This is a genomic window from Ruegeria sp. BB5 (assembly GCF_056539405.1).
Window position 1 is genome coordinate 1374699 of sequence record NZ_JBQFUX010000001.1, and the last position, 21134, is coordinate 1395832.

Genomic DNA, 21134 nt, shown 5'->3' on the forward strand with positions numbered 1-21134 from the left:
AAAGCTTGTTAACGATAAACACCGAAAATTTTACATCTCAGCAATCCAGCCGACTCGTAGGCTGATCTGAATCGAGCTATTTCGTTTGCCAGACCTGTTTGGGTCGCTTCAGCGCAAGCTTTCATTGCACTGTTTTCCGCCTCTACTTGGGAGGTATAATTGACGCCAAATCCTGTGTAGCCTGCTGGGTTGTTTGCAACCGCTAGGTAATTACCCGACACTGTGTCTCGTTTTGCCTTGGCCAATTCACTTTTGTGCGCATTGGGTATTGTGGATGCTGTAGGTTTATCTTGAGGAACAAACGTAGCGTAGAGGATACAATCCTGTCGAGACACGATCTCACAGTCGATCTTCGCCATTCGTTTTGCGTCATGCTCTGAATACCGACCTGTCACTACTGCCCAAGAGCCGCCATCCGGTCGAATGTAAAACGCTCCAAACGCTCCGTCTCCTTGGCTCACAGCTTGGTCAAACGCATTTCTCACCCGCGTGGTCAGCGGTTGGTCTGAGTGCTGTCGAACCTCATAGGGTCCAAAAGTGGTCAGAGATTGCTTCGAAGGTACATAACTTTCGTCAGGTGTGGTTTCTACGCATGCCGCTTGCAGCACAAGCCCAACAAATAAAAAAACACTTTTTTTTAGTCACTTCGGTACAATTCCTCAATGATGAATACTCTCCGCATATGGGTTTCATCGCTAACTCTATCGGTCTGCTAGGTCAACATTCCAACCGACCTTCCCACCAAAAATCCAAGCCCGGTGACGGATGATACCATGCGTCACAGACTCCGCACCCTAGGCCGCCGATAGGCCCCCGCAGGCCCCACCACCAGCTCATGCAGCGCCCAGACCAGCGCGTCGACCCGGTCGGGCGAGCCCTGCCCTTCAAAGCCCCGCGCGGTCATCTGGCACATCTGTTCCTCCAGCGCATCCAACCCCGAGACATGCGCCACACGCCCCTGTTCGTACAGCGCCGCCACAGGCTCGGCCCGGGCGACCTTGCCGCGGGAGGCCCGAACCGCGCGATAGGGCACCAGAGGGTCCACCTGCCGCACGACCTCTTCTACAAGCTGCCCGCCCTGATTGACCTCGGCCACCAGACGCTCGGCCCCGAACTCATCCATTGCGTCAATCGCCGCCTGCGCCCAACCAGCTGGGCCAACGCCCTGAACCGTTCGGTCGGCCAACACATAGGCGCGCCACTCCTCGGGCGGCCCCTGCACCTGAGCCCCCACGACCACGATCCCGCAGGCATCCGCATCTGAACCGGCCGTCACAGCCGGGTCCAGCGCCACCACGATGCGGTCCAAATCAGGCACCTGCCCGCTCCGTGCCGCCTCCAGCATCGAGCCCGTCCACAAAGCCCCCTCAGCATCCGACAGTAACACCCCGTCCAATTCCTGCCGCCCCAGCCGCGTGCCTGCATAGCGCGCGCGCACTTCGTCCAGAAACGATGCGGCCAGATTTGCCCGGTTCGCCTCGGTCGGCGCGTGTGTGTGCACCGTTGAAGGCGACGCCAGCAACTCCTTCAAAACCTTCACATTCCGCGGCGTGGTCGTCACACAGACCCGCGGCCGCTCACCCAATCTCAGCGCAAATTGCAGCATATCCCAGGTTTCCCCGGCCTTTTTCCATTTGGCCAGCTCATCCACCCAAGCTGCATCGAACTGGGGTCCCCGCAACCCTTCGGGATCATTTGCCGAAAATGCCTGAGCCTCGGCCCCATTGGGCCAGATCAACTTGCGTTCAGATGCCTTCCAACTAGGTCGCCTGTCCGGGGGCGAACATCGCAATATCCCGCTGTCACCAAAAATCATGACATCGCGCACCTGATCGAAGGTCTCTGCAACCAAAGCCACACGGCGGGCCTCACCCCGATCCAGCGGTTTCGCCCCCTCGACCATCGACCGCACCCATTCGGATCCAGCCCGTGTCTTGCCCGCGCCACGTCCGCCCATGATCACCCAGCATCGCCAATCACCCTCGGGCGGCAACTGATGCGGCAGCGCCCAAAACTCAAACAGGAAAGGGAGGGCACACAGCCCCCCCTCCCCGATCTCACTCAGAAATCTCTCCCGAACCGCAACATCTGCGGAGGCGAGCCAACCTGCACCCGATTTCAAATCGAGCGCGCTCAAGGTCGAGCGCATACCCTCCTTGGGCAATTCCGGCTTGTCTGTGATGTTGTTCGACAAAGCTTGTCTCCACTTTCTGACAACTTCGGATCAGCCCCTCTAGCTGCCCCAGTTGCTTGCCTGCTCCGGCAAGGTCTGCATCCTCCCCGGCACCAATCTGCTGGCGCAGTTCTTCCGCTGCTTGGCGCAGATCGCGAATGGATCTTTCAAGGGACTGCAACAAGTCAGCCGTCTGAGAAATCCGCTCTTCCGGGGTAATCAAAGTCATGTTTGCCTGTGACCTCATGCGTGAGTTTTCTCCGCACGAGAGAAACGAAAAACGGCCACCGGGTCGCCCCGGGGCCGTTGCCCACTTCTTCTAGCATGACATAACTTCTACGGGATTAAACACGCAAAGTCAATGTGTTACGCAACATCGAACGCAACAACAATCGTACGCTGTGTTAAGATTAACCGCCCGTCAAATCTTGCGCCAGCATCATCGCATTGCGATCCGGATCATAGAATGTGGCCGTGCTGACCATCCCCTCGATCGTTTCCGTCGGGCCATCAAACGCCACCCCGGCAGCTTCCAGCGCACCACGCGCCGTGGCAATATCACCAACTTCATAGACCGGAACGCAATTGCCCGGTGACGGCTCGGCCTGTTCTCCCAGACCCAATGTCACTCCGTCCACATTGGTGCGCATTTCGCTCCACCCGGCTTCATCGATGTGATGGGCAAGTTCGAACCCAAGCATGTCACGATACCAATCCGCACTGGCGTGACGATCCCTGACTGAAATCGCAAACGTGATCGTGTTTTTTAACGAAACATGCGGCATTGAACTTTCCTTTGTATTTAAATATAGTTACTATAGTTTATGGACATAACTCTACTTGTCAAGCTCACCTCCCGCGCATGGTCACTGAACATTCTGGCGCTGATGCATTCCGGTGTTTCTGGGCGACAAGCCGCTTTACTCGCCGCAACCAGCGCCAGTCGAACGGCCTTCGCGGCCAGTCTCGATCACCTCGTTCAACTCGAACTACTCGAGCGTAACCCCGGCCATGGCCATCCCCTACGCCCCGAGTTTCGCCTCACCCCCGCAGGCACCCAAGCCGCCCGTATCGCCAGCGCGATCATTCAGGTTGCCCCAGATGACGCCACGCACAAGCTTCTCCGAAAGTCGTGGACCGTTCCTATCCTGGCCCTAACCGGCACCCCGCATCGCTTTTCGGCGATCAGGTCGGATCTGATCACCATCACCGATCGTGCCTTATCCGCCTCATTGCATCAGTTAGAGGATCACGACTGGATCCAGCGCGATATTGAGACCTCGGGGCGGATGCCATTCCCGACCTATCGCGCGGTCAAAACCGGTTTTGCCATCCATCAGGCCGTCGGGTTGGGTCAGTAATCAAGCAACACCGTCGTACAGGACATAGAAAACCCTGCCCGATAACTTGACATTCGACCTCTCAACCCGCATGTGCCCATGAAACAGCGCTGCCGCGTGAGCATTCGGGCCATCAACAGCCCCACAGCGCCCGATCCACCCATAGTTCCCCATCACGCAGGGTTCTTGATGCGACGACCGGATGGTGCAGGAGCCGCCTGCATTTCCCGAGGTCTCGTACAACCCCTGCCGGTCGCAGATGCGGCCCGTGACGACTTGCCTTTGGGTTAATACCGAGGGCTGCAAAGGATAGTTATTTGTTCGACTTTGACATGCTGGGCCTCGCGCCCGCCCTGAACGACGCGCTGAAACGCGCCAATTTTACCCAACCTACGCCGATACAAAACCAGGCCATTCCGCTGGCGCTGAACGGGCATGATATTCTTGGGCTGGCCCAGACTGGCACCGGCAAGACCTTGGCCTTTGGCTTGCCTCTGATTGATCATCTGTTGGCGCAACCGGGCAAACCTGCGCCGAAAACGGTGAAGGCTTTGATCCTCGCCCCCACCCGTGAACTGGTGAATCAGATCGCGGAAAGCCTGCGCAATCTGACGCAAAAGACGAAACTGCGCGTGGCCACCGTGGTCGGCGGACAATCCATTGGCAAACAGATCTCGTTCCTGTCGCGAGGCACCGATATTCTGGTTGCCACTCCGGGCCGCCTGATCGACCTGATGGAACGCGGTGCCGTTGACCTCAGTTCAGTGCGTCATCTGGTGTTGGATGAAGCTGACCAGATGTTGGACATGGGCTTTATTCACGCCCTACGTAAAATTGCACCTGCACTGGGCACACCGCGTCAAACCATGTTGTTCTCCGCCACCATGCCAAAGCAGATGGAGGAACTCAGCCAATCCTACCTGACCAACCCGCAGCGGGTACAGGTTTCACCTCCGGGTAAGGCGGCAGACAAGATTACGCAGTCTGTGCATTTCCTCAGCCGAGGAGAAAAGCCGCAAAAACTGCGCGAAATTCTGTCCGCTGACATGGACGCCCTGACGTTGGTCTTTTCCCGCACCAAACACGGTGCTGAAAAGCTGATGAAAGGTCTTGTGGCCGATGGCTTCAACGCGGCATCGATCCACGGAAACAAAAGCCAGGGCCAGCGCGACCGCGCAATTAAGGCGTTCCGCGCCGGTGAGATCAACGTGCTGGTCGCCACCGACGTGGCTGCGCGTGGCATCGATATTCCCGGCGTTGCCTATGTGATCAACTATGACCTGCCCGAAGTGCCAGACAATTATGTCCACCGCATTGGCCGCACAGCCCGCGCCGGTCGTGAAGGCGAAGCCATTGCCTTCTGCGCGCCCGATGAGCTGGACCAGCTGCTGCAGATTCAAAAGCTGATGAAGATCGAAATTCCGGTCGCCAGCGGTACCATGCCTGAATACGCCGAGCCCAAAAAACCGCGCAATCGTGGTGGGTTCCGGGGGCGCAAACCGCACGGAGCGAATTCGACGTCGAAACCTGCGTCGTCAAAACGTCGCCGCCCCCGCAGACGTCCCGCTGCATAAGAAAAAGAAAGGGCCGCGTTTTTCGACGCGGCCCTTTTCTTAGTTGCTCGAGCTGTTTCTCTCAGCTTCTATTTCTCGCCATTTGGCGACGTTGCGGTTGTGCTCATCCAGAGTTTCCGCAAAAGCGTGCCCGCCAGTTCCGTCTGCAACAAAGAACACATAGTCTGTGCTGTCTGGGGCCACCGCGGCCTCAAGGCTTGCAAGGCCGGGATTGGCGATCGGTGTGGGCGGCAAACCGTCAATCACATAAGTATTCCAAGGGGTTGCACGGCGCAACTCGCTGCGGCGCAGGCCACGGCCTAGCACACCTTGTCCCTTGGTGACACCATAGATCACTGTCGGGTCTGTCTGCAGCTTCATGCCTTTTTCAAGTCTGTTCACGAACACACTGGCCACTTGGCCGCGCTCATGTGGAACGCCGGTCTCTTTCTCGATAATCGAGGCAAGGATCAACATCTCCTCTGGGCTGCTAATCGGCAAATCGTTCTGCCGGCTTTCCCAAACCGCGTTGATCCGCAACTGTTGCTTCGCCTGCATGTCCTGTAACACAGCAGCCCGGTCATCTCCTGGGGCCAGCTCATAGCTGTCGGGCGCCAACATGCCCTCGGCCGGAATTTCGGACACCTCACCGGTCAGGGCGTCAATGCCCTTAAGCGCCTCGACCACCTGCCAAGAGGTCACGCCCTCAGCCACCGAAACACGATACCGCGTATCGGAGTCCTGACGTTTTTCAACGTATTCAGCAGGGGCTTCCTCTTCACCAGCCTCGAAACTCGCAATTTCGACAAACTCCAAGGTGGCCGGGTTCAGCTCTCGCACGCGGGTCTGTACCCGTGTGACACCAACGCGATATTCAATCTCAGATCCACAGGTGCTGGCACCGCTGCTGGTGATATCGTCGATGATCTGCGCCATCGATGCGCCTTCGCGAACCAGAAAACTGCCCGCTTTCAGCTGCTGCGCCTTGTCAGTGTAATCCGCACCCATCCGGAAGATCATGGCGCTGCTGATGGCACCCTCATCTGCAAGCTGCTGGCTGACGCGTGTCATATTCGAGCCGCTTTTCACCTGTAGGCACATGGCGGTTTCCAGCGGGCCTTCGGCCTTGTACTGCGATTGCCCCCAGAGGATCACACCGCCGATCAAAAACAGGCCGACCACCAGGATGGTCAGCGCGTTTGATGCCAAAGCCCGCCACATTTAGCTGGCCTTTCCGAAGATCACGCTGGCATTGGTGCCGCCAAACCCGAACGAATTCGACAAGGCCACGTTGATCTCACGCTCGCGTTTGGCATTCGGCGCCAGGTCAATCGGTGTCTCAACCGCCGGGTTGTCCAAGTTGATCGTCGGCGGAGCCACCTGATCGCGGATCGCCAGGATCGAGAAGATCGCCTCGATCGCGCCAGCCGCGCCAAGCAAGTGACCCGTGGCCGATTTGGTCGAAGACATGGTTGCGTTGCCCGCATGATCGCCCAACAGACGCTCCACCGCGCCCAGCTCGATCGTATCCGCCATGGTCGAAGTCCCATGCGCGTTGATATAATCCAGATCCTTTGGCTCTAGCCCGGCACTGCGCAGTGCGGCTTTCATGGAACGCTCTGCCCCGTCGCCGTCCTCGGACGGTGCGGTGATGTGATAGGCGTCACCGGACATGCCATAGCCCAGAACCTCGGCGTAAATCTTCGCACCGCGCGCCTTGGCATGTTCGTATTCTTCCAGCACGACAATGCCTGCGCCTTCACCCATTACGAACCCGTCGCGGTCGACGTCATAAGGGCGGCTGGCTTTCTTAGGGTCGTCGGCATACTTGGTCGACAGCGCCTTGCACGCGTTAAAGCCCGCAATGCCAATCTCACAGATGCAACCCTCGCCGCCACCTGCAACCATGACATCCGCGTCACCGGCACGGATGATACGGCTGGCATCGCCAATGGCATGTGCTCCGGTCGAACAGGCGGTAACAACCGAATGGTTCGGCCCTTTAAACCCATGACGGATCGAGACCTGACCCGAGGCCAAGTTAATCAGCGCGCCAGGGATAAAGAAGGGCGACACGCGGCGCGGACCCTTGTCACGGATCAGATTGGCCGTGTTCGCGATAGAACCCAGCCCACCGATACCCGAGCCGATTAGAACCCCAGTGCGCAGGCGATCTTCTTCATTCTCAGGCAGCCAATTCGCATCCTGGCAGGCCATATCAGCCGCAGCGATGGAATACAGGATAAAGTCCTCAATCTTGCGCTGCTCTTTCGGTGGCATCCAATCGTCGGGATTGAACGTACCGTTCGTACCATCGCCACGGGGCACTTCGCAGGCATAGGTCGTGGTGACCCCGCTCGCCTCAGCATCGAACTGCGTGATCGGGCCCGCGCCGGATTCTCCGTCCAGCAGCCGTGACCAGCTTTCCTCGACCCCACTGGCCAACGGAGTGACCAATCCCAGACCGGTTACAACGACTCTGCGCATGAAATGCCTCTTGCCTGCTTCCTATTTGAGAACCGCTCATACCCCGGCGTGGGGGCCGGGGGCAAGAGCCACGGCGCAATCCCTTCCGGCATCATCCCGCCAAAACCGATAGAAAATCCGCCTGTCACCCTTGGAAGGGTTCAGAAATGAAAAACCGCCTTCTGCCCGCGCGGGGCAAAAGGCGATTTCCGGGTGACTTGTCTTTTACTGGAACTGCGCCACGGGCTCGTGCGCGGTTTTGGCAACTTCCAGCGCATCTTCCAGGCTCAGCGATTTGCGGAACAGCGCCCGCCCGACAATCGCGCCCGATATGTTGTGGATATAGGCCAAGCGCGAGATATCGTCCGCCGTGCGCACCACACCGCTGGCGATAACGGGGGTACGGGACTTTTCCGCAAGTCCCGAGATCAGCCCCAACTGCGCTTCGACATCTTCCATGTCGCTGTCGATATCCGTCACCACAATACCCGCGAACGGGGTGTCCGCGAACGCTTCGATAAAGGCTTCGGGGGTAAAGGCGCTTTGACTGCGCCAACCTTCGGTCATGACAAAGCCCTGCCAGACATCAACCGCCAGAACGATCTGATCCGGGTAAAACTTGGCCAGTTCCTTTACCAAGATCGGGTCGCGCGCAGCCAATGTACCTATGACGACCCGCCCGGCCCCTTTGTCGATCCAATGTTCGACATGTTCGCGGGCGCGCATCCCACCGGCCAATTGCACCGGCATTTCCGCCGAGCGGATGATTTCCTCGACCAGCTCGGCATTGGTGTCACGGCCTTCGATCGCGTCGAAATCCGTCAGCTGCATCCATTCGGCCCCGGCGGCCGACCAACTGCGCGCTGTTTCAACCGGGTCCACGTGCCAGATCATGGCATTGTCCAGACGGCCCTTGTCCAGCGTCACGCACCGGCCGTTCTGCAGTTCCATAGTAGGGTAAATCCTCATGAGCCCGCTCCTTCGCTCAATCGCATGTCAATCCAGTGTACCATACACACCGGACCGATCTCGGATTTTACCAGTTTCGGCAAACTGAGGACATTTTGCGGCATTGCCGCGATTGAAAACTAGTGACGTTTCGGAGGGCCATTCCGGCGCAGCAATACAACATCAGACCCGTTGTACTTATCTTCGCGCATCGGCACATATCCCAGCTTCTCAGCCAGTTTCTGCGAGACGGCATTGGCCGAATTTACCATTGCAACCAAGGGCCCAGGCATGATGCGGTCGAACCAATCATGCGCCGCTTGGGCCGCTTCTATGCCCAAACCCTGCCCCTGCGCTTCGGGTACCAAAATCCATCCGGCTTCGGGGTAACTGTCGAAATCTTCACCCATCGAGCGGTTGCCGTAGAAAAAACCAGCCTGACCGATCATCTGGCGATTCGATTGCTGCAAAACCGCCCAATGCCCGAACCCGGCCATCTGCCAGTGCCCGGCATTGCGCAGGAATGAATCCCACGCCTCACCACGCGACCTTGGTTTGCCACCGATATGCCGCACGATGCACGGGTTGCGCCAGATCTCGGCGAACCGGTTAAAATCTTCGGGACGCATGGCGCAAAGCATCAAGCGTGCCGTGTTTATCGTCGGGGTGGATCGTATCATGCCCTGCCCGCTCGGAAAAAATTGCCTCTGTTCAGACAGTGCTTAGCGGAAAAGCGTCAAGCAAGAGTGAATTTGTTTTGGGCATAAAAAACGGCGCCTCCGTTGCCCGGAAGCGCCGCTTTTAAGGATTTGAAACGCTTAGGACGCTTCAGAGATGAATTTGACGGCGTCGCCAAAGGTCTGGATGGTCTCGGCTGCGTCATCAGGGATTTCGATGCCGAACTCTTCTTCAAAGGCCATGACCAGCTCAACAGTGTCCAGGCTGTCTGCGCCCAGATCGTCGATGAAGGAAGCGTTTTCTGCCACTTTGTCTTCTTCAACACCCAGGTGCTCAACAACGATCTTTTTAACGCGATCTGCGACGTCGCTCATGTCTATTCCTCATTCCATTTCAGGGCGTAGCGCCCGGTTCTGCCCTTGCCCGCTCAGGCTGGCTTGATTTTGCCCGGTCCGGGCGGTTTGGTTTCCCGATTGCCGGGAAAGTAGAAGGCCGACCCACTGGCCGACCCCCGCATACATGCGCCGCCTATAGCACAGACAACGCCCGACGCAAACGCTTTCGCGCCTGCCCCGGTGTGCGCTCACAACATGGCCATACCGCCGTTCACATGCAAGGTCGTTCCTGTGATATATCCCGCTTCAGGGCTTGCAAGGTACAGAACTGCCGCAGCAATTTCTGACGGCTCGCCCATACGACCAGCTGGAACCTGCCCCAGAATTCCCGATTTCTGATCGTCGGTCAGCTTATCCGTCATCGCAGTTGTGATGAATCCCGGGGCCACTGCGTTTGCCGTGATTCCGCGGCTTGCGACCTCATAGGCCAGCGACTTGGTCATACCGACCATACCGGCCTTGGACGCGGCATAATTGACCTGACCCGGATTGCCGGTCGCGCCGACCACGGACGAGATGTTGATGATCCGACCCCAACGCGCCTTCATCATGCCGCGCAATACGCCTTTGCACAGCTTTGCTGTGGCAGTCAGGTTCACGTCAATTACGCTTTGCCATTCTTCGTCTGACATACGCATGAACAGATTGTCCCGCGTGATGCCCGCGTTGTTTACCAGAACGTCAACGGATCCCATCGCGTCGGCGGCCTGCTTCGGCAGCGCTGCAACTGCTTCGGGGTCGCTCAGGTTGCAAGGCAATACATGCGCGCGCTCACCCAGCTCATCCGCCAGCGCCTGCAGCGGTTCGACCCGCGTACCAGACAACCCCACAGTGGCACCCGCGCCATGCAGTGCGCGTGCGATATCGCCCCCGATACCACCCGAAGCGCCGGTAATCAGCGCGTTCTTACCTGTCAAATCAAACATTCGGTTTCCCTCTTGGTGCGTCCGTTGCGACGTTTTCAACTTACGATTCAGCCTGAATGACCTTTTGCACGTCTTCCGGCGTACTGACGGCCTTGCCCGCAATGGCCCGATCAATCTTGCGAACCATACCTGACAGCGCTTTACCTGCGCCAATCTCCCATGTCTCGGTCACGCCTTGCGCCGCCATGTATTGCACGCTTTCACGCCACCGAACCGAACCCGTGATCTGCTCGACCAGCAATTGACGGATCAGATCGGGGTCCGAAACCGCCTCGGCCCGCACATTGGCCACCAGCGGCACAGCAGGTGCCTTAATTTCAACCTCTGACAGCGCCTCTGCCATTACGTCTGCGGCAGGCTGCATCAGAGCGCAATGGAACGGCGCGCTAACCGGCAACATCACTGCGCGCTTGGCACCTTTTCCCTTAGCGATCTCGGCGGCACGCTCTACGGCGGCTTTGGAGCCTGAAACCACGACTTGTGTCGGATCATTGTCATTTGCGGCCTGACAGACTTCGCCCTGCGCGGCTTCCTCGGCTACGACGCGGACGGCGTCCAAATCCAAGCCCAAAATGGCAGCCATTGCGCCTTCGCCTACCGGCACGGCGCTTTGCATGGCCTGACCACGGGTGCGCAGCAGGCGGGCCGTATCGGCAACCGACAAAGCTCCAGCAGCGGCCAGCGCGGAATACTCACCCAGCGAGTGACCGGCTACAAATGCTGCGTCAGTAACCGAAACACCTTCGGCATCCAGCGCGCGCATCACCGCCATTGACGTCGCCATAAGCGCAGGCTGCGCGTTCTGCGTTAGCGTCAGATCCGCTATATCACCTTCCCAGATCAGGCTACTCAGCTTTTCACCCAGCGCCTCGTCGACCTCGTCGAACACAGCCTGAGCAGCCGGATAAGCCTCGGCCAGAGCCTTGCCCATCCCGATAGTTTGGGCACCCTGCCCCGGAAAAACGAATGCGCGTGTCATTGCGACCTCTTGGATGACGTTAGGTTGCGGCGGGGTGTAAACCGTGCGCGGGCGCGGCACAAGCACTGCCTGACCTCTGCAATCTGGCACTTTTGCTGTGCGTGGCTCGCTATTGCGTCCTGATCCCATGGCTTTAGGTTGAACGCAGCCACCCCAGTACGGAGCAACCAATGCCCTCGACCAACACCTTTTCCAGCTATGGCAGTGTGGCCAAGACCTTTCACTGGTTGACCGCCTTGCTGATCTTTACCGCCCTGCCGCTGGGATGGTTCGCCAACAATCTGGCCCACGCAATCTATGATCCGTCCATCCCCACCACCGAAGAGGACCTTGTTCGGGCGGTTCAGTTGTTCTCGCTCCATAAAACAGTCGGGGTCACCGTCTTTTTTGTCGCGCTGGCCCGCATCTTATGGGCGATGACCCAGACCAAGCCCGGCCTGTTGAACGCAGACAACAAACCCGAAGCCTTCGCCGCCGAGGTCGTACACTGGATGCTCTATGCCTCGCTGGTTCTGGTTCCCCTGACTGGCTGGCTGCACCATGCCGCAGCGGAAGGTTTCGCCCCGATCCTGTGGCCCTTTGGGCAAAATCTGCCCTTCGTACCCAAGTCACCCTATGTCGCCGAGGTTACGGCGGGCCTGCACTGGCTGTTCATTCTGGTTCTGGCGGGATCACTAATCCTGCATATCGCAGGTGCCCTCAAGCACCATGTGGTCGACAAGGACAGCACTCTACGCCGTATGCTGCCCGGCCGTTCAGACGTGCCTCAGCCCCCAGACCAACATCACTCTGCCCTACCCGCTGTTGCTGCGCTGGCTATTTGGGGTGCGGTCCTGTTGGGTGGTTGGTCCACGGGCGTATTCTCGGATCACTCCGCCGCCGCAACCGACACCGCAGAACTGTCCGAGGTGCAATCGGACTGGCAGGTGCAAGAAGGCACACTGTCCATTACCATCACCCAACTGGGCAGCCCAGTGACCGGCACATTCGCCGATTGGACCGCAGCAATTGCCTTTGAAGACCCATCTGAGCCGGGCCTAGCCGGTACAGTTGACGTCACAATCGCGATCCCTTCGCTGAGCCTTGGAACGGTTACGGATCAGGCCATGGGGGCCGATTTCTTTGACAGCACCCAATTCCCGACCGCCCAGTTCAAGGCCGACCTCTACAAGACCGACACCGGGTACGAGGCCCGCGGTCCGCTGACCATCCGCGACAAAACTATGGATGTGGTGCTGCCTTTCACACTTGATCTTCAGGACAACACCGCCGCGATGTCCGGGGTGTTGGAATTGAACCGGCTGGATTTTGATGTTGGCAAGTCCATGCCCGGCGAGGACTCGCTGGCCTTTGTGGTTGCAGTTTCTGTGGAACTGGTCGCGCAACGAGCCGAATAAAAAAACCGCCGAGGCGACGTGCCTCGGCGGTTTTGTTCAGAAGATCGCGTGCGACTTATTCAGCCTTAACTGCTTCTACCGAGATCCGGACTTCGACTTCGTCACCGACAAAAGGCGCAAACTGACCTAGATCGAAATCGCTGCGTACCAGCGTGGTGGTCGCGTCAAAACCCGCCCACGGCTTTTTCGCCATTGGGTGTTCGGACACCTGGTTCAACTTGGCATCCAGAACGACCGACTTGGTCACGCCGTTCATGGTCAGATCGCCGGTGATGTTGGCCGTGTTTTCACCGGTGACTTCGATACCAGTCGAAGTAAAGGTGACCAGGTCACCTTCGGCGGCGCCAAAGAAATCTTCGGTCATGAAGTGATCTTCGCGTGGCTTCCAACCGGTGATCATTTCAATCACGGGCATCGAAACAGAAACGCTGGATGCCGCAGGGTCTTCTTGGTCAAACATGATCTCGCCTTCGAAGCCCGAGAACATGCCGGTCGTGGTGGAATAACCCAGGTGGTTATAGCTGAAGACGACCTGGCTGTGGCTGGGGTCCAAAACGTATTTCTCGGCGCTGGCAAACGCCGAAGTTGCCGAAACGGCCAGTGCAGCAGCAAGAAGGGTGGATTTCATAACAATCTCCGAAAAATTATGGATGCAACCCGAATGGGTTGCTCGATAACGAAAATGTGCTGCCCAAGGGCAGCACACAAGTATTATTCTCTAACAGTTTCTGTTCCTAGATGAACAGAATAAATTTCACGCGAAGATTGTTACGCTTCCACTGAGTTGCCCCTTGAGCGCTCGGCTGACATCCGCCGATTGCAGCGGCAGTTTCATCAGCAGGCTGCCATCGACATCGTACAATTCGACCTGATCGTCGGCAAAGCGGGCACCACCCAAGGTGTCATAGCTGCGGCGCAGAACGGTCTGCGGGCGGCCGTTTTCGTTCTTTTGCAGAACCCGAACCTCGCGGCGGATCGGATCGAAATAAGCATCCGGGCGGGCATCCAGCAGCTGAATCGTCAGCAGGCTAACCCCGACCAGCAGAAACATAAGTGACGCAGCCAGCTTGATTGGCCAGACTTCGGCGGCCATTGCGGAACCGGCCACTAACCACATGGAAAACGCCATCACGATCAGAAAGGCGCCCAGGACGCGGGCCAGTACCATCCGAACCTTCCAGTTCGGTGCAAAGGTGATCAGAACTGGTACAGATTTCTCATAGTTCGCTGAGGTTGCGGACTCTTCGAATGCATTCGTATTCATCGCGGTCATCTCTCTCACCCTGTTTTTCAGGTTGCCGTTCTGGGTCCGGTAATTCCGGATAGTCCCCGGTATGAAAAACAACTTTGAGCCGAAAAGCGTCAGGAATTGGGCAGCGCAATGTTAATTGGATGTTAATAGCACGACACCGCCAAGGCGTCTGTGGCGGGGCTTGCCCCTCGCGCTCAAACGTGTATATGAGGCCATCCTTCGCAAATCTTATGAATCGCGCAGCCTCTCGTGGCAGGGTCGCGAAGGACAAAATGGCCCCGCCTATGAAATGCGCCTTGATAGAAACAGGAGTACACATGCCGCTGTATGAGCATGTAATGATCGCGCGTCAGGACCTGTCCAACGCGCAGGCAGAAAGCCTTGTCGAACATTTCGGCACCGTTCTGGCGGACAACGGCGGTAACGTCGTCGAAAGCGAGTACTGGGGCGTTAAGACAATGGCCTACAAGATCAACAAAAACCGCAAGGGTCACTATTCCTTCCTGAAGACCGACGCCCCCGCTGGCGCCGTTCAGGAAATGGAGCGCCTGATGCGCCTGCATGATGATGTTATGCGCGTTCTGACCATCAAGGTCGACGAGCATGCCGAGGGCCCTTCGGTCCAGATGCAGAAGCGCGACGAGCGCGAAGGCCGCCGCGAGCGCCGTTGATCAACGCCTGACGAAAGGACATAAACCATGGCCGCAAAACCATTTTTCCGCCGCCGCAAGGTCTGCCCGTTCTCGGGCGACAACGCGCCGAAGATCGACTATAAAGACACCCGTCTGCTGCAGCGCTACATCTCTGAGCGTGGCAAGATCGTACCTTCCCGCATCACCGCCGTTTCGGCGAAAAAGCAGCGTGAACTGGCCCGTGCTATCAAGCGCGCCCGCTTCCTCGCCCTGCTGCCCTACGCCGTGAAGTAAGGAGAGACTGACATGCAAGTTATCCTTCTGGAACGCGTTGCGAAACTGGGTCAGATGGGCGACGTCGTTGACGTCAAGCCCGGCTACGCCCGCAACTTCCTGCTGCCTCAAGGCAAAGCACTGAGCGCGTCCGAGGCAAACGTCGCCTCGTTCGAAGCCCAGAAAGCGCAGCTTGAGGCCCGCAACCTGGAAACCAAAAAAGAAGCTGAAGCACTGGCTGAAAAGCTGGACGGTCAGCAGTTCATCGTGATTCGCTCGGCATCGGATGCCGGCGCTCTGTACGGTTCGGTCACCCCGCGTGACGCCGCAGACGCAGCAACCGAGGCTGGTTTCACCGTCGACAAGAAACAGATTGCCCTGATCGCACCGATCAAGGAACTGGGTCTGCACTCGCTCGCAGTCAAACTGCATCCTGAGGTCGAAGTTGAAATCAAGATGAACGTCGCCCGTTCGGAAGAAGAAGCCGAACTGCAGGCGTCGGGCAAATCGATCCAGGAACTGGCTGCTGAAGAAGAAGCCGCTGCTGAATTCGAAATCGCCGAACTGTTCGACGATATCGGTTCCGCTGCTTCGGAAGATGAAGAGCTGGTTGCCGAAGAAGCTCCGGCTGAAGAAGACGAAGCCAAAGCCTGATCTGGTTCAATCGAATTTCGAAAAGGCCGCACCGATTTGTGCGGCCTTTTTTCATGCACACGCAAAACGGGCAAATTTCGGCCACATCTCAAGCCTACGCTTGCAGATGGGCACTCGTTTCCTATCATCGCGCCCTGAAATTCGGAGTACACAGATGACCGCTTACCTGCGCCGCAGCGCTCTGGCCATGATGCTGATGATCCCCTTCGCTGCTTGCGGAGGGCCGGAGACGGTGTCGCAAGACGCATTCGATCCCCCTCTCTACCCCAACGAAACGCCTGAGTTGCGGGCCTCGATCAATAAGTGGGCGGATCACTACGAAGTCCCACGCGAGCTTGTACACAAACTGGCGATCCGGGAAAGCACTCATCGCCCGTGGGCTGTGAACCGGCCTTATTACGGACTGTTGCAAATCCTTCCCGCGACGGCACGCTCTATGGGCTACAGCGGAAATGCACAGGGGCTGCTGGACGCCGATGCCAATTTGGAATTTGCCGGAAAGTATCTGCGCGGCGCCTGGTTGCTTTCGGATGGCGATCAGCAAAGGGCAATCTTCCTGTACGCCAAAGGGTATTGGCCCGAAGCCAAAGCCCGCGGAATGCTGGTTGAAACTGGGCTTGTACCCGAATGAATTCCCGCTCAACTTGTACAAAGAACGTAAACATCCGATGCCAATTCGCGTCAGAATCGGCGGAATTCCACCCAAATACCCCAGATTCACACAGTTCTGTTGCTCTAAGTACGCATTATGCCTGCGCGATATTAACAATTCCCTTGCGCTTAATACCTCGGTTGACGCAACGTAGGCTTGAATACGGACAGACTGTGCGCTTTCGGGGGGTGGAAAGCGCTATGTAAAAGGTTGGACAGGTGAAACTCATAGACTTGGCCGCGCTCGACCAACAGGAAAAGTCGACCGCAGACATAATCAACTCGGTCTGCGAGGAACTCGGCTTTGACTATGCGTCTTATGCCACTTTGAATCCTGTGAAAGGTGACGTTCAGGGGTATGCGAATTACCCTGACGAATGGAAAATCCATTACGGCAGCCATGGATACCACCATTTCGATCCAACAATTTACCAGTCGGTTCTCAGCATTGCACCGGTCGATTGGGGCCGTTTCAATCACGACGAAAAATTTAATGCCGTTTTCCGCGATGCACATGACTTCGGCATTACCCCGCGTGGTTTAACAGTTCCTGTCCGCGGCCCTTACGGCGAATGCGGAATACTAAGCGTGACCCGCGATTGTTCAGATGCTGAATGGGAGTCGCTCAAAAGAGAAGTTATGGGCGACCTGCAAATGGCCGCTGTGCATGCGCATGATACGGTTATGCAGTCCGGGGTTCTGGCCAAAGCATTGTACCTGCCCGCCCTTTCGACACGCGAAAAAGAGATCCTTCAATGGGTCGCTGAGGGTAAATCGCAGCAAGATATTGGTGATATTTTGTCGATTTCCCACCGAACCGTCGAGGTTCACATGCGCTCTGGCCGCGAAAAACTGGGCGCGTTAACCACGCCTCAGGCCATTGGCCGGGCGATAGGTTTGGGCTTAATCGCCCCAGGATAAGCAAAAAATCGAAAAAAATACGGGAAACCCCCAATAGTTTCCGCCCGCGACATGGTTAACTCTCGAGTCACGGTAACCAGACTGTAGGGGGATGGAAATGATCATCGTAATTGATGGTATCAACCAGCATATGTTTAGTGATGTCCTGGACGAAATGTTCAAACTACGAGCCCGCGTGTTCGGCGATCGTTTGGGCTGGGAGGTCAACATAGTAGACGGCCGTGAACGCGATATGTTCGACGACCTGAATCCTGCACACGTGGTCAGCATCAACGACGAGGGGGAAGTCGTTGGGTGTATGCGCCTGTTGCAGACCACAGGTCCACACATGCTTGCGGATGTCTTCAATTCTATTCTGGACGGTGAACCGCCCTTGCGCAGTTCACAGGTCTGGGAAGCGACCCGGTTCTGTGTCGACACCAAACGACTGGGCCAAGGGCGCGGCAAAAATTCAGTGTCCTATGTGACCAGCGAGGTCATGATCGGCTCGTTCGAATACGCCAAAACCGCAGGCGTACTGGACTCGATCGCTGTGATTGACCCAATTATGAACCGTGTTCTGCAACGGTCGGGCAATGCCCCGTATGATTACCTCGGTAGTGCAAAACCAATGGGCAAAGTGGTTGCGATGGCGGCGTTGATGGATTGCTCGGATGAACGAATTTCGGGCATTCGGGACTATGCGGGAATCGAACATGACGTCTTCCTGACCGAAGAACAGGCGCTGAGTCTGTTCGCGCTCAGCAAGGCTGAAAAACCCGCTAATGTCGATCACCAACCGCTGACCGAGCTTGAGAAATACTTCGTCGAACAGATGCATTCAGCAAAATCAAAAGACGAAGTCAAAGACGTGCTTAAACTGATCGAAGCGCTGTCAGATCGTTTCACGCCAGAGCAAAAGACTGCTCTGCTGAGTACCCCCCGTGCTTTTGCTCATGAGGCCTGACCCCCTCACCTCATAAGATCAAAAGCCACCCACCGGAGCCGTCTGATTGTCAGACGGCTCCGCTTTTTTGTGCCCCGTGGGCAGGGGGCGGAAGAGGATTACTCCTCTTCCAGTGCCTCTACGGCTTTCTGCAGGTCGTCTTTGCTGACTTCTTTGTCGGCAACCTGAGCTAGTTCAACGATGTAGTCGATGACTTTGTCTTCGAAGATCGGCGCGCGCAGCTGCTGCTGCATCTGAGCGTTCTGCTGCACGAACTCAAAGAACTGACGTTCCTGACCCGGGTACTGACGCGCCTGGTTCATGATCGCCTGCGTCATCTCGGCATCGGTGACTTCAACCTCGGCCTTCTGACCCAGCTCGGCCAGCAGCAGGCCCAGACGCACGCGGCGCTCGGCCAGTTTGTTGTGCTCGTCGGTGGGCTCGATCTCGGCGTGGTCGTGGCCTTCCACTTCCGGGTTTTCCTCGTGCCACAGCTGGTGCGCGATCTGCTTGGCTTCGGCTTCAACCAGCGACGGCGGCAGGTCGAAGGAAACGATCTTGTCCAGCGCGTCCAACAGCGCGCGCTTCATGACCGCACGCGACGCACCGGAATACTCTGCCTCCAGACGCTCAGCGATCTGAGCTTTCAGACCAGCCAGATCTTCGGCACCGAACTTGGTGGCCAGCTCGTCGTTAATCTCGGCAGCAACCGGCTCTTTCACTTCTTTCACTGTGCAGGTGAAAACAGCGTCCTTACCGGCCAGGTTTTCGGCGCCGTATTCTTCTGGGAAGCTGACGTTCACGTCTTTTTCTTCTTCGGCCTTCACACCGACCAGCTGCTCTTCAAAGCCGGGGATGAAGCTGTTCGAGCCCAGAACCAGCGGGTAGTCTTCGGCCGAACCACCTTCGAATTCTTCGCCGTCCACTTTGCCAACAAAGTCGATCACAACCTGATCGCCGTCTTTGGCTTTGGACCCCTTGCGGCGCGCTTTGAAGTCCTGCGCGGTTTCTGCCAGGCTTTTCAGCGCTTCTTCGACGGCCTCATCGTCTGCTTTTACAATCAGCTTTTCCAGCTCGACCGATTTCAGATCAACTTCGGGGATTTCCGGCAGCGCCTCATAAGACATCTCGACGTGAACGTCGTCGCCTTCTTTCCAATCTTCGTTGGTCATCTTGACGTCGGGCTGCAGTGCAGGGCGTTCACCGCTGTCTTCAAAGTGCTTGTTCATGGCACCATCGATGCTTTCCTGCATCGCTTCGCCCAGCAGGCGCTGACCAAACTGCTTTTTCAGCAGGGCCATCGGCACCTTGCCTTTGCGGAAGCCCTTCATCTCGACTTCGGGCTGCGCTTCGGTCAGCTTTTCGTTGACCTTTTCGTCCAGCTCGGCTGCGGACACAACGATGTTGTAGCCGCGTTTCAGACCTTCGTTCAGCGTCTCGGTAACCTGCATTATGGTAGTCCCCATAGGATTCGGGGCGCGCAAAACGGCGCGCCGGGCAAATTTGACGCCTTCTATTTGCCCAGCCGCCTGCGTGCAAGGGGGCAAAGCCCGGATCAGCCTTGTTTTGCCGCCGATTTGAACAAAAAAAACGCCCCGGACTGACCCGGGGCGCCTATTCCCAAGAAGGTCGGGATCAGAACTTCCAGAGCGCACCCAGAACCCAGGCTTCGTTCTTGTCAAAGTCGACCGTGTCGTCGAAGTCATGGTTGCGATATTTCAGGTACGCATCAGTGTTGATGCTGTCGATCCGCTGAACGACGGCGACACCCCAGGATTTTGTGCTGGACCCGTCGTTTTCGAAATCCGAACCATCGAAATAGTCGATCCCGACACCGGTTTTCCCCCAGGACACCCAGTCCCCTTCATAGGCCAGTTTGGTGTACCAATAGTCCGGGTCGCTGGCACCGGTGGCAGTGTCGTCACGCGTACCCAAGGCCGCCGTAAAGCTGAAACCGCTGGGCAGCAAAACCGAAGCGGACCCGATCGTGTCTTTGCGTTCACCCGAGCTATTGTCGAAATCCCGCACCGCATAGGCCACGCTTGCGGCAAACTCCACGCCATTTGCGAAAGTATTGCCGTAAGAAACCGCGATGTCGTAGTAGTCATCATCGTCGCTGCTGGACAGAATGTTCTGACCATAGGCAATTGCCGCTGAGAAACCGTTGAAGTCGGGGGTGTCGTAACGGATCCGGCCACGGCGAGCGCCATCAAAGTTACTGGCCGAGTCACCGACGGTGATACCGCTTAGTACACCGTCCGTGCCGCGATAGAAAAACGCACCGTTTTCGTCGTTCGTAAAGGAATACAAAGCCGTTCCAACATAAGACAGGTCAACCTCGGCCGCACCGTCCGACGCCATGCTCCCCTGCCCGGCCGAGAACTTGCCGTATCCCCCTTTTAACGAGAAATCGACATGTCGGATGTCTTCCCGTGACCACCCGTCATTGTTGGTTCCATTCTGGTTGGCCGTTCCCGTACTCGGCAGACCCAGTCCGGTTTCGAAACGGAACATGAATTCATTGCTGCCATAGGGCTGCATCAGCCGCAGGCCGACGCGGCTGTTGGACAGGTCATTGTCCAGCAAGCGCGTTTCCGTTTCCTCGCCATCATCGACCGAGACGATCACCGGATCGAGCTGTCCGTACAACAGAACGTAACCGCCACTGTTGTTGTTGTATTTCAGTTCCGCTGCCGCGGGAATTGCCGTTGTCGCAACCAACATCGCAGCCATTGAGGACAGTTTTAGTTTCTGGGTCATTTCATTCACCTTGAAAATTCCGGCTTTCGTTGCTCATCAATCGCGTGCATGCCGCCATAGCTCCAGAGGCCTCTTGCGATACTTTCACAGTATTGCATGTCCGCCACTCAGAGCAGGAAAGTCAGGAATAATTCCTATTTTAATCAACGCATTATCTGCAGGAAGACCGCAGCCGGAGACCCCCTCCAAGCGAATTCTGACGCCCGGCTAT

Annotated in this window: 23 protein-coding genes; 9 read left to right on the forward strand and 14 right to left on the reverse strand. The window is 57.2% G+C overall.

What is annotated here, in order from left to right:
• Positions 1 to 8: 8 nt before the first annotated feature.
• The 3 genes from ACR0DL_RS06845 to ACR0DL_RS06855 all read right to left on the reverse strand — a co-directional run bounded on the left by ACR0DL_RS06845 (position 9) and on the right by ACR0DL_RS06855 (position 2958).
• Positions 9 to 359, reverse strand: a complete 351-nt coding sequence (locus tag ACR0DL_RS06845; protein WP_480640458.1) for a hypothetical protein — start codon at positions 357 to 359, stop codon at positions 9 to 11.
• A gap of 419 nt (positions 360 to 778) precedes the next feature.
• Positions 779 to 2149 (reverse strand): DNA-packaging protein, encoded by a 1371-nt coding sequence (locus tag ACR0DL_RS06850; RefSeq protein WP_170376120.1) that lies wholly within the window; start codon positions 2147 to 2149, stop codon positions 779 to 781.
• 434 nt (positions 2150 to 2583) lie between these two features.
• On the reverse strand, positions 2584 to 2958 hold the full coding sequence (locus tag ACR0DL_RS06855; RefSeq protein ID WP_170349066.1) for a VOC family protein: 375 nt from the start codon (positions 2956 to 2958) through the stop codon (positions 2584 to 2586).
• A 39-nt stretch (positions 2959 to 2997) separates the two neighbouring features.
• On the opposite strand from ACR0DL_RS06855, the gene ACR0DL_RS06860 reads away from it, so the two are divergent.
• On the forward strand, positions 2998 to 3534 hold the full coding sequence (locus ACR0DL_RS06860) for a winged helix-turn-helix transcriptional regulator (protein ID WP_480688231.1): 537 nt from the start codon (positions 2998 to 3000) through the stop codon (positions 3532 to 3534).
• A 296-nt stretch (positions 3535 to 3830) separates the two neighbouring features.
• On the forward strand, positions 3831 to 5087 hold the full coding sequence (locus tag ACR0DL_RS06865; protein ID WP_170505521.1) for a DEAD/DEAH box helicase: 1257 nt from the start codon (positions 3831 to 3833) through the stop codon (positions 5085 to 5087).
• Between the two features lie 39 nt (positions 5088 to 5126).
• On the opposite strand, the gene mltG is transcribed toward ACR0DL_RS06865, so the two are convergent.
• The 7 genes from mltG to fabD form a co-directional block, all read right to left on the reverse strand.
• Positions 5127 to 6287: an endolytic transglycosylase MltG gene (gene mltG / locus ACR0DL_RS06870; RefSeq protein WP_480688233.1), complete on the reverse strand. Its 1161-nt coding sequence runs from the start codon at positions 6285 to 6287 to the stop codon at positions 5127 to 5129.
• Positions 6288 to 7553 (reverse strand): beta-ketoacyl-ACP synthase II, encoded by a 1266-nt coding sequence (gene fabF / locus ACR0DL_RS06875; protein ID WP_170349070.1) that lies wholly within the window; start codon positions 7551 to 7553, stop codon positions 6288 to 6290. It abuts the gene before it with no gap.
• A gap of 204 nt (positions 7554 to 7757) precedes the next feature.
• Positions 7758 to 8501, reverse strand: a complete 744-nt coding sequence (locus tag ACR0DL_RS06880) for a 1-(5-phosphoribosyl)-5-[(5-phosphoribosylamino)methylideneamino]imidazole-4-carboxamide isomerase (protein ID WP_170349071.1) — start codon at positions 8499 to 8501, stop codon at positions 7758 to 7760.
• Between the two features lie 119 nt (positions 8502 to 8620).
• A complete protein-coding gene (locus ACR0DL_RS06885) occupies positions 8621 to 9160 on the reverse strand; it encodes a GNAT family N-acetyltransferase (RefSeq protein ID WP_170359006.1) in 540 nt (179 codons plus the stop codon).
• A gap of 138 nt (positions 9161 to 9298) precedes the next feature.
• Positions 9299 to 9532, reverse strand: a complete 234-nt coding sequence (locus ACR0DL_RS06890; protein ID WP_008756330.1) for an acyl carrier protein — start codon at positions 9530 to 9532, stop codon at positions 9299 to 9301.
• Between the two features lie 209 nt (positions 9533 to 9741).
• Complete coding sequence (fabG, locus tag ACR0DL_RS06895) at positions 9742 to 10479, reverse strand: 3-oxoacyl-[acyl-carrier-protein] reductase (protein ID WP_170549462.1); 738 nt, start codon at positions 10477 to 10479, stop codon at positions 9742 to 9744.
• Positions 10480 to 10519: 40 nt separating this feature from the next.
• Positions 10520 to 11458 (reverse strand): ACP S-malonyltransferase, encoded by a 939-nt coding sequence (fabD, locus tag ACR0DL_RS06900; RefSeq protein ID WP_170375819.1) that lies wholly within the window; start codon positions 11456 to 11458, stop codon positions 10520 to 10522.
• A gap of 170 nt (positions 11459 to 11628) precedes the next feature.
• Between fabD and ACR0DL_RS06905 the strand changes: the two genes are divergently transcribed.
• Complete coding sequence (locus ACR0DL_RS06905) at positions 11629 to 12855, forward strand: cytochrome b/b6 domain-containing protein (protein ID WP_170359013.1); 1227 nt, start codon at positions 11629 to 11631, stop codon at positions 12853 to 12855.
• A 55-nt stretch (positions 12856 to 12910) separates the two neighbouring features.
• On the opposite strand, the gene ACR0DL_RS06910 is transcribed toward ACR0DL_RS06905, so the two are convergent.
• Both ACR0DL_RS06910 and ACR0DL_RS06915 read right to left on the reverse strand, forming a co-directional pair.
• Positions 12911 to 13483, reverse strand: a complete 573-nt coding sequence (locus ACR0DL_RS06910; RefSeq protein ID WP_170349076.1) for a YceI family protein — start codon at positions 13481 to 13483, stop codon at positions 12911 to 12913.
• A 126-nt stretch (positions 13484 to 13609) separates the two neighbouring features.
• Positions 13610 to 14128, reverse strand: coding sequence for a hypothetical protein (locus ACR0DL_RS06915; RefSeq protein WP_170349077.1), 519 nt, complete (start codon positions 14126 to 14128; stop codon positions 13610 to 13612).
• A 296-nt stretch (positions 14129 to 14424) separates the two neighbouring features.
• Between ACR0DL_RS06915 and rpsF the strand changes: the two genes are divergently transcribed.
• The 6 genes from rpsF (at position 14425) to ACR0DL_RS06945 (ending at position 18184) form a co-directional block, all read left to right on the forward strand.
• Positions 14425 to 14778: a 30S ribosomal protein S6 gene (gene rpsF, locus ACR0DL_RS06920; RefSeq protein ID WP_170349078.1), complete on the forward strand. Its 354-nt coding sequence runs from the start codon at positions 14425 to 14427 to the stop codon at positions 14776 to 14778.
• Positions 14779 to 14805: 27 nt separating this feature from the next.
• Positions 14806 to 15033, forward strand: a complete 228-nt coding sequence (gene rpsR / locus ACR0DL_RS06925) for a 30S ribosomal protein S18 (protein WP_005982441.1) — start codon at positions 14806 to 14808, stop codon at positions 15031 to 15033.
• Positions 15034 to 15045: 12 nt separating this feature from the next.
• Positions 15046 to 15666, forward strand: coding sequence for a 50S ribosomal protein L9 (gene rplI / locus ACR0DL_RS06930; RefSeq protein WP_170349079.1), 621 nt, complete (start codon positions 15046 to 15048; stop codon positions 15664 to 15666).
• 190 nt (positions 15667 to 15856) lie between these two features.
• Entirely contained in the window at positions 15857 to 16297 is a 441-nt protein-coding gene (locus ACR0DL_RS06935) for a lytic transglycosylase domain-containing protein (protein WP_170349429.1), read from the forward strand.
• Between the two features lie 239 nt (positions 16298 to 16536).
• Positions 16537 to 17238: a helix-turn-helix transcriptional regulator gene (locus ACR0DL_RS06940; protein ID WP_170349080.1), complete on the forward strand. Its 702-nt coding sequence runs from the start codon at positions 16537 to 16539 to the stop codon at positions 17236 to 17238.
• A gap of 97 nt (positions 17239 to 17335) precedes the next feature.
• Positions 17336 to 18184: an acyl-homoserine-lactone synthase gene (locus tag ACR0DL_RS06945; RefSeq protein WP_480688236.1), complete on the forward strand. Its 849-nt coding sequence runs from the start codon at positions 17336 to 17338 to the stop codon at positions 18182 to 18184.
• Positions 18185 to 18282: 98 nt separating this feature from the next.
• On the opposite strand, the gene tig is transcribed toward ACR0DL_RS06945, so the two are convergent.
• Positions 18283 to 19614 carry a trigger factor gene (gene tig / locus ACR0DL_RS06950; protein ID WP_480688238.1) on the reverse strand — a complete coding sequence of 444 codons (1332 nt, stop codon included), beginning with the start codon at positions 19612 to 19614 and terminating at the stop codon, positions 18283 to 18285.
• 184 nt (positions 19615 to 19798) lie between these two features.
• Positions 19799 to 20923, reverse strand: coding sequence for a porin (locus ACR0DL_RS06955; RefSeq protein WP_170375824.1), 1125 nt, complete (start codon positions 20921 to 20923; stop codon positions 19799 to 19801).
• Between the last annotated feature and the right edge of the window lie 211 nt (positions 20924 to 21134).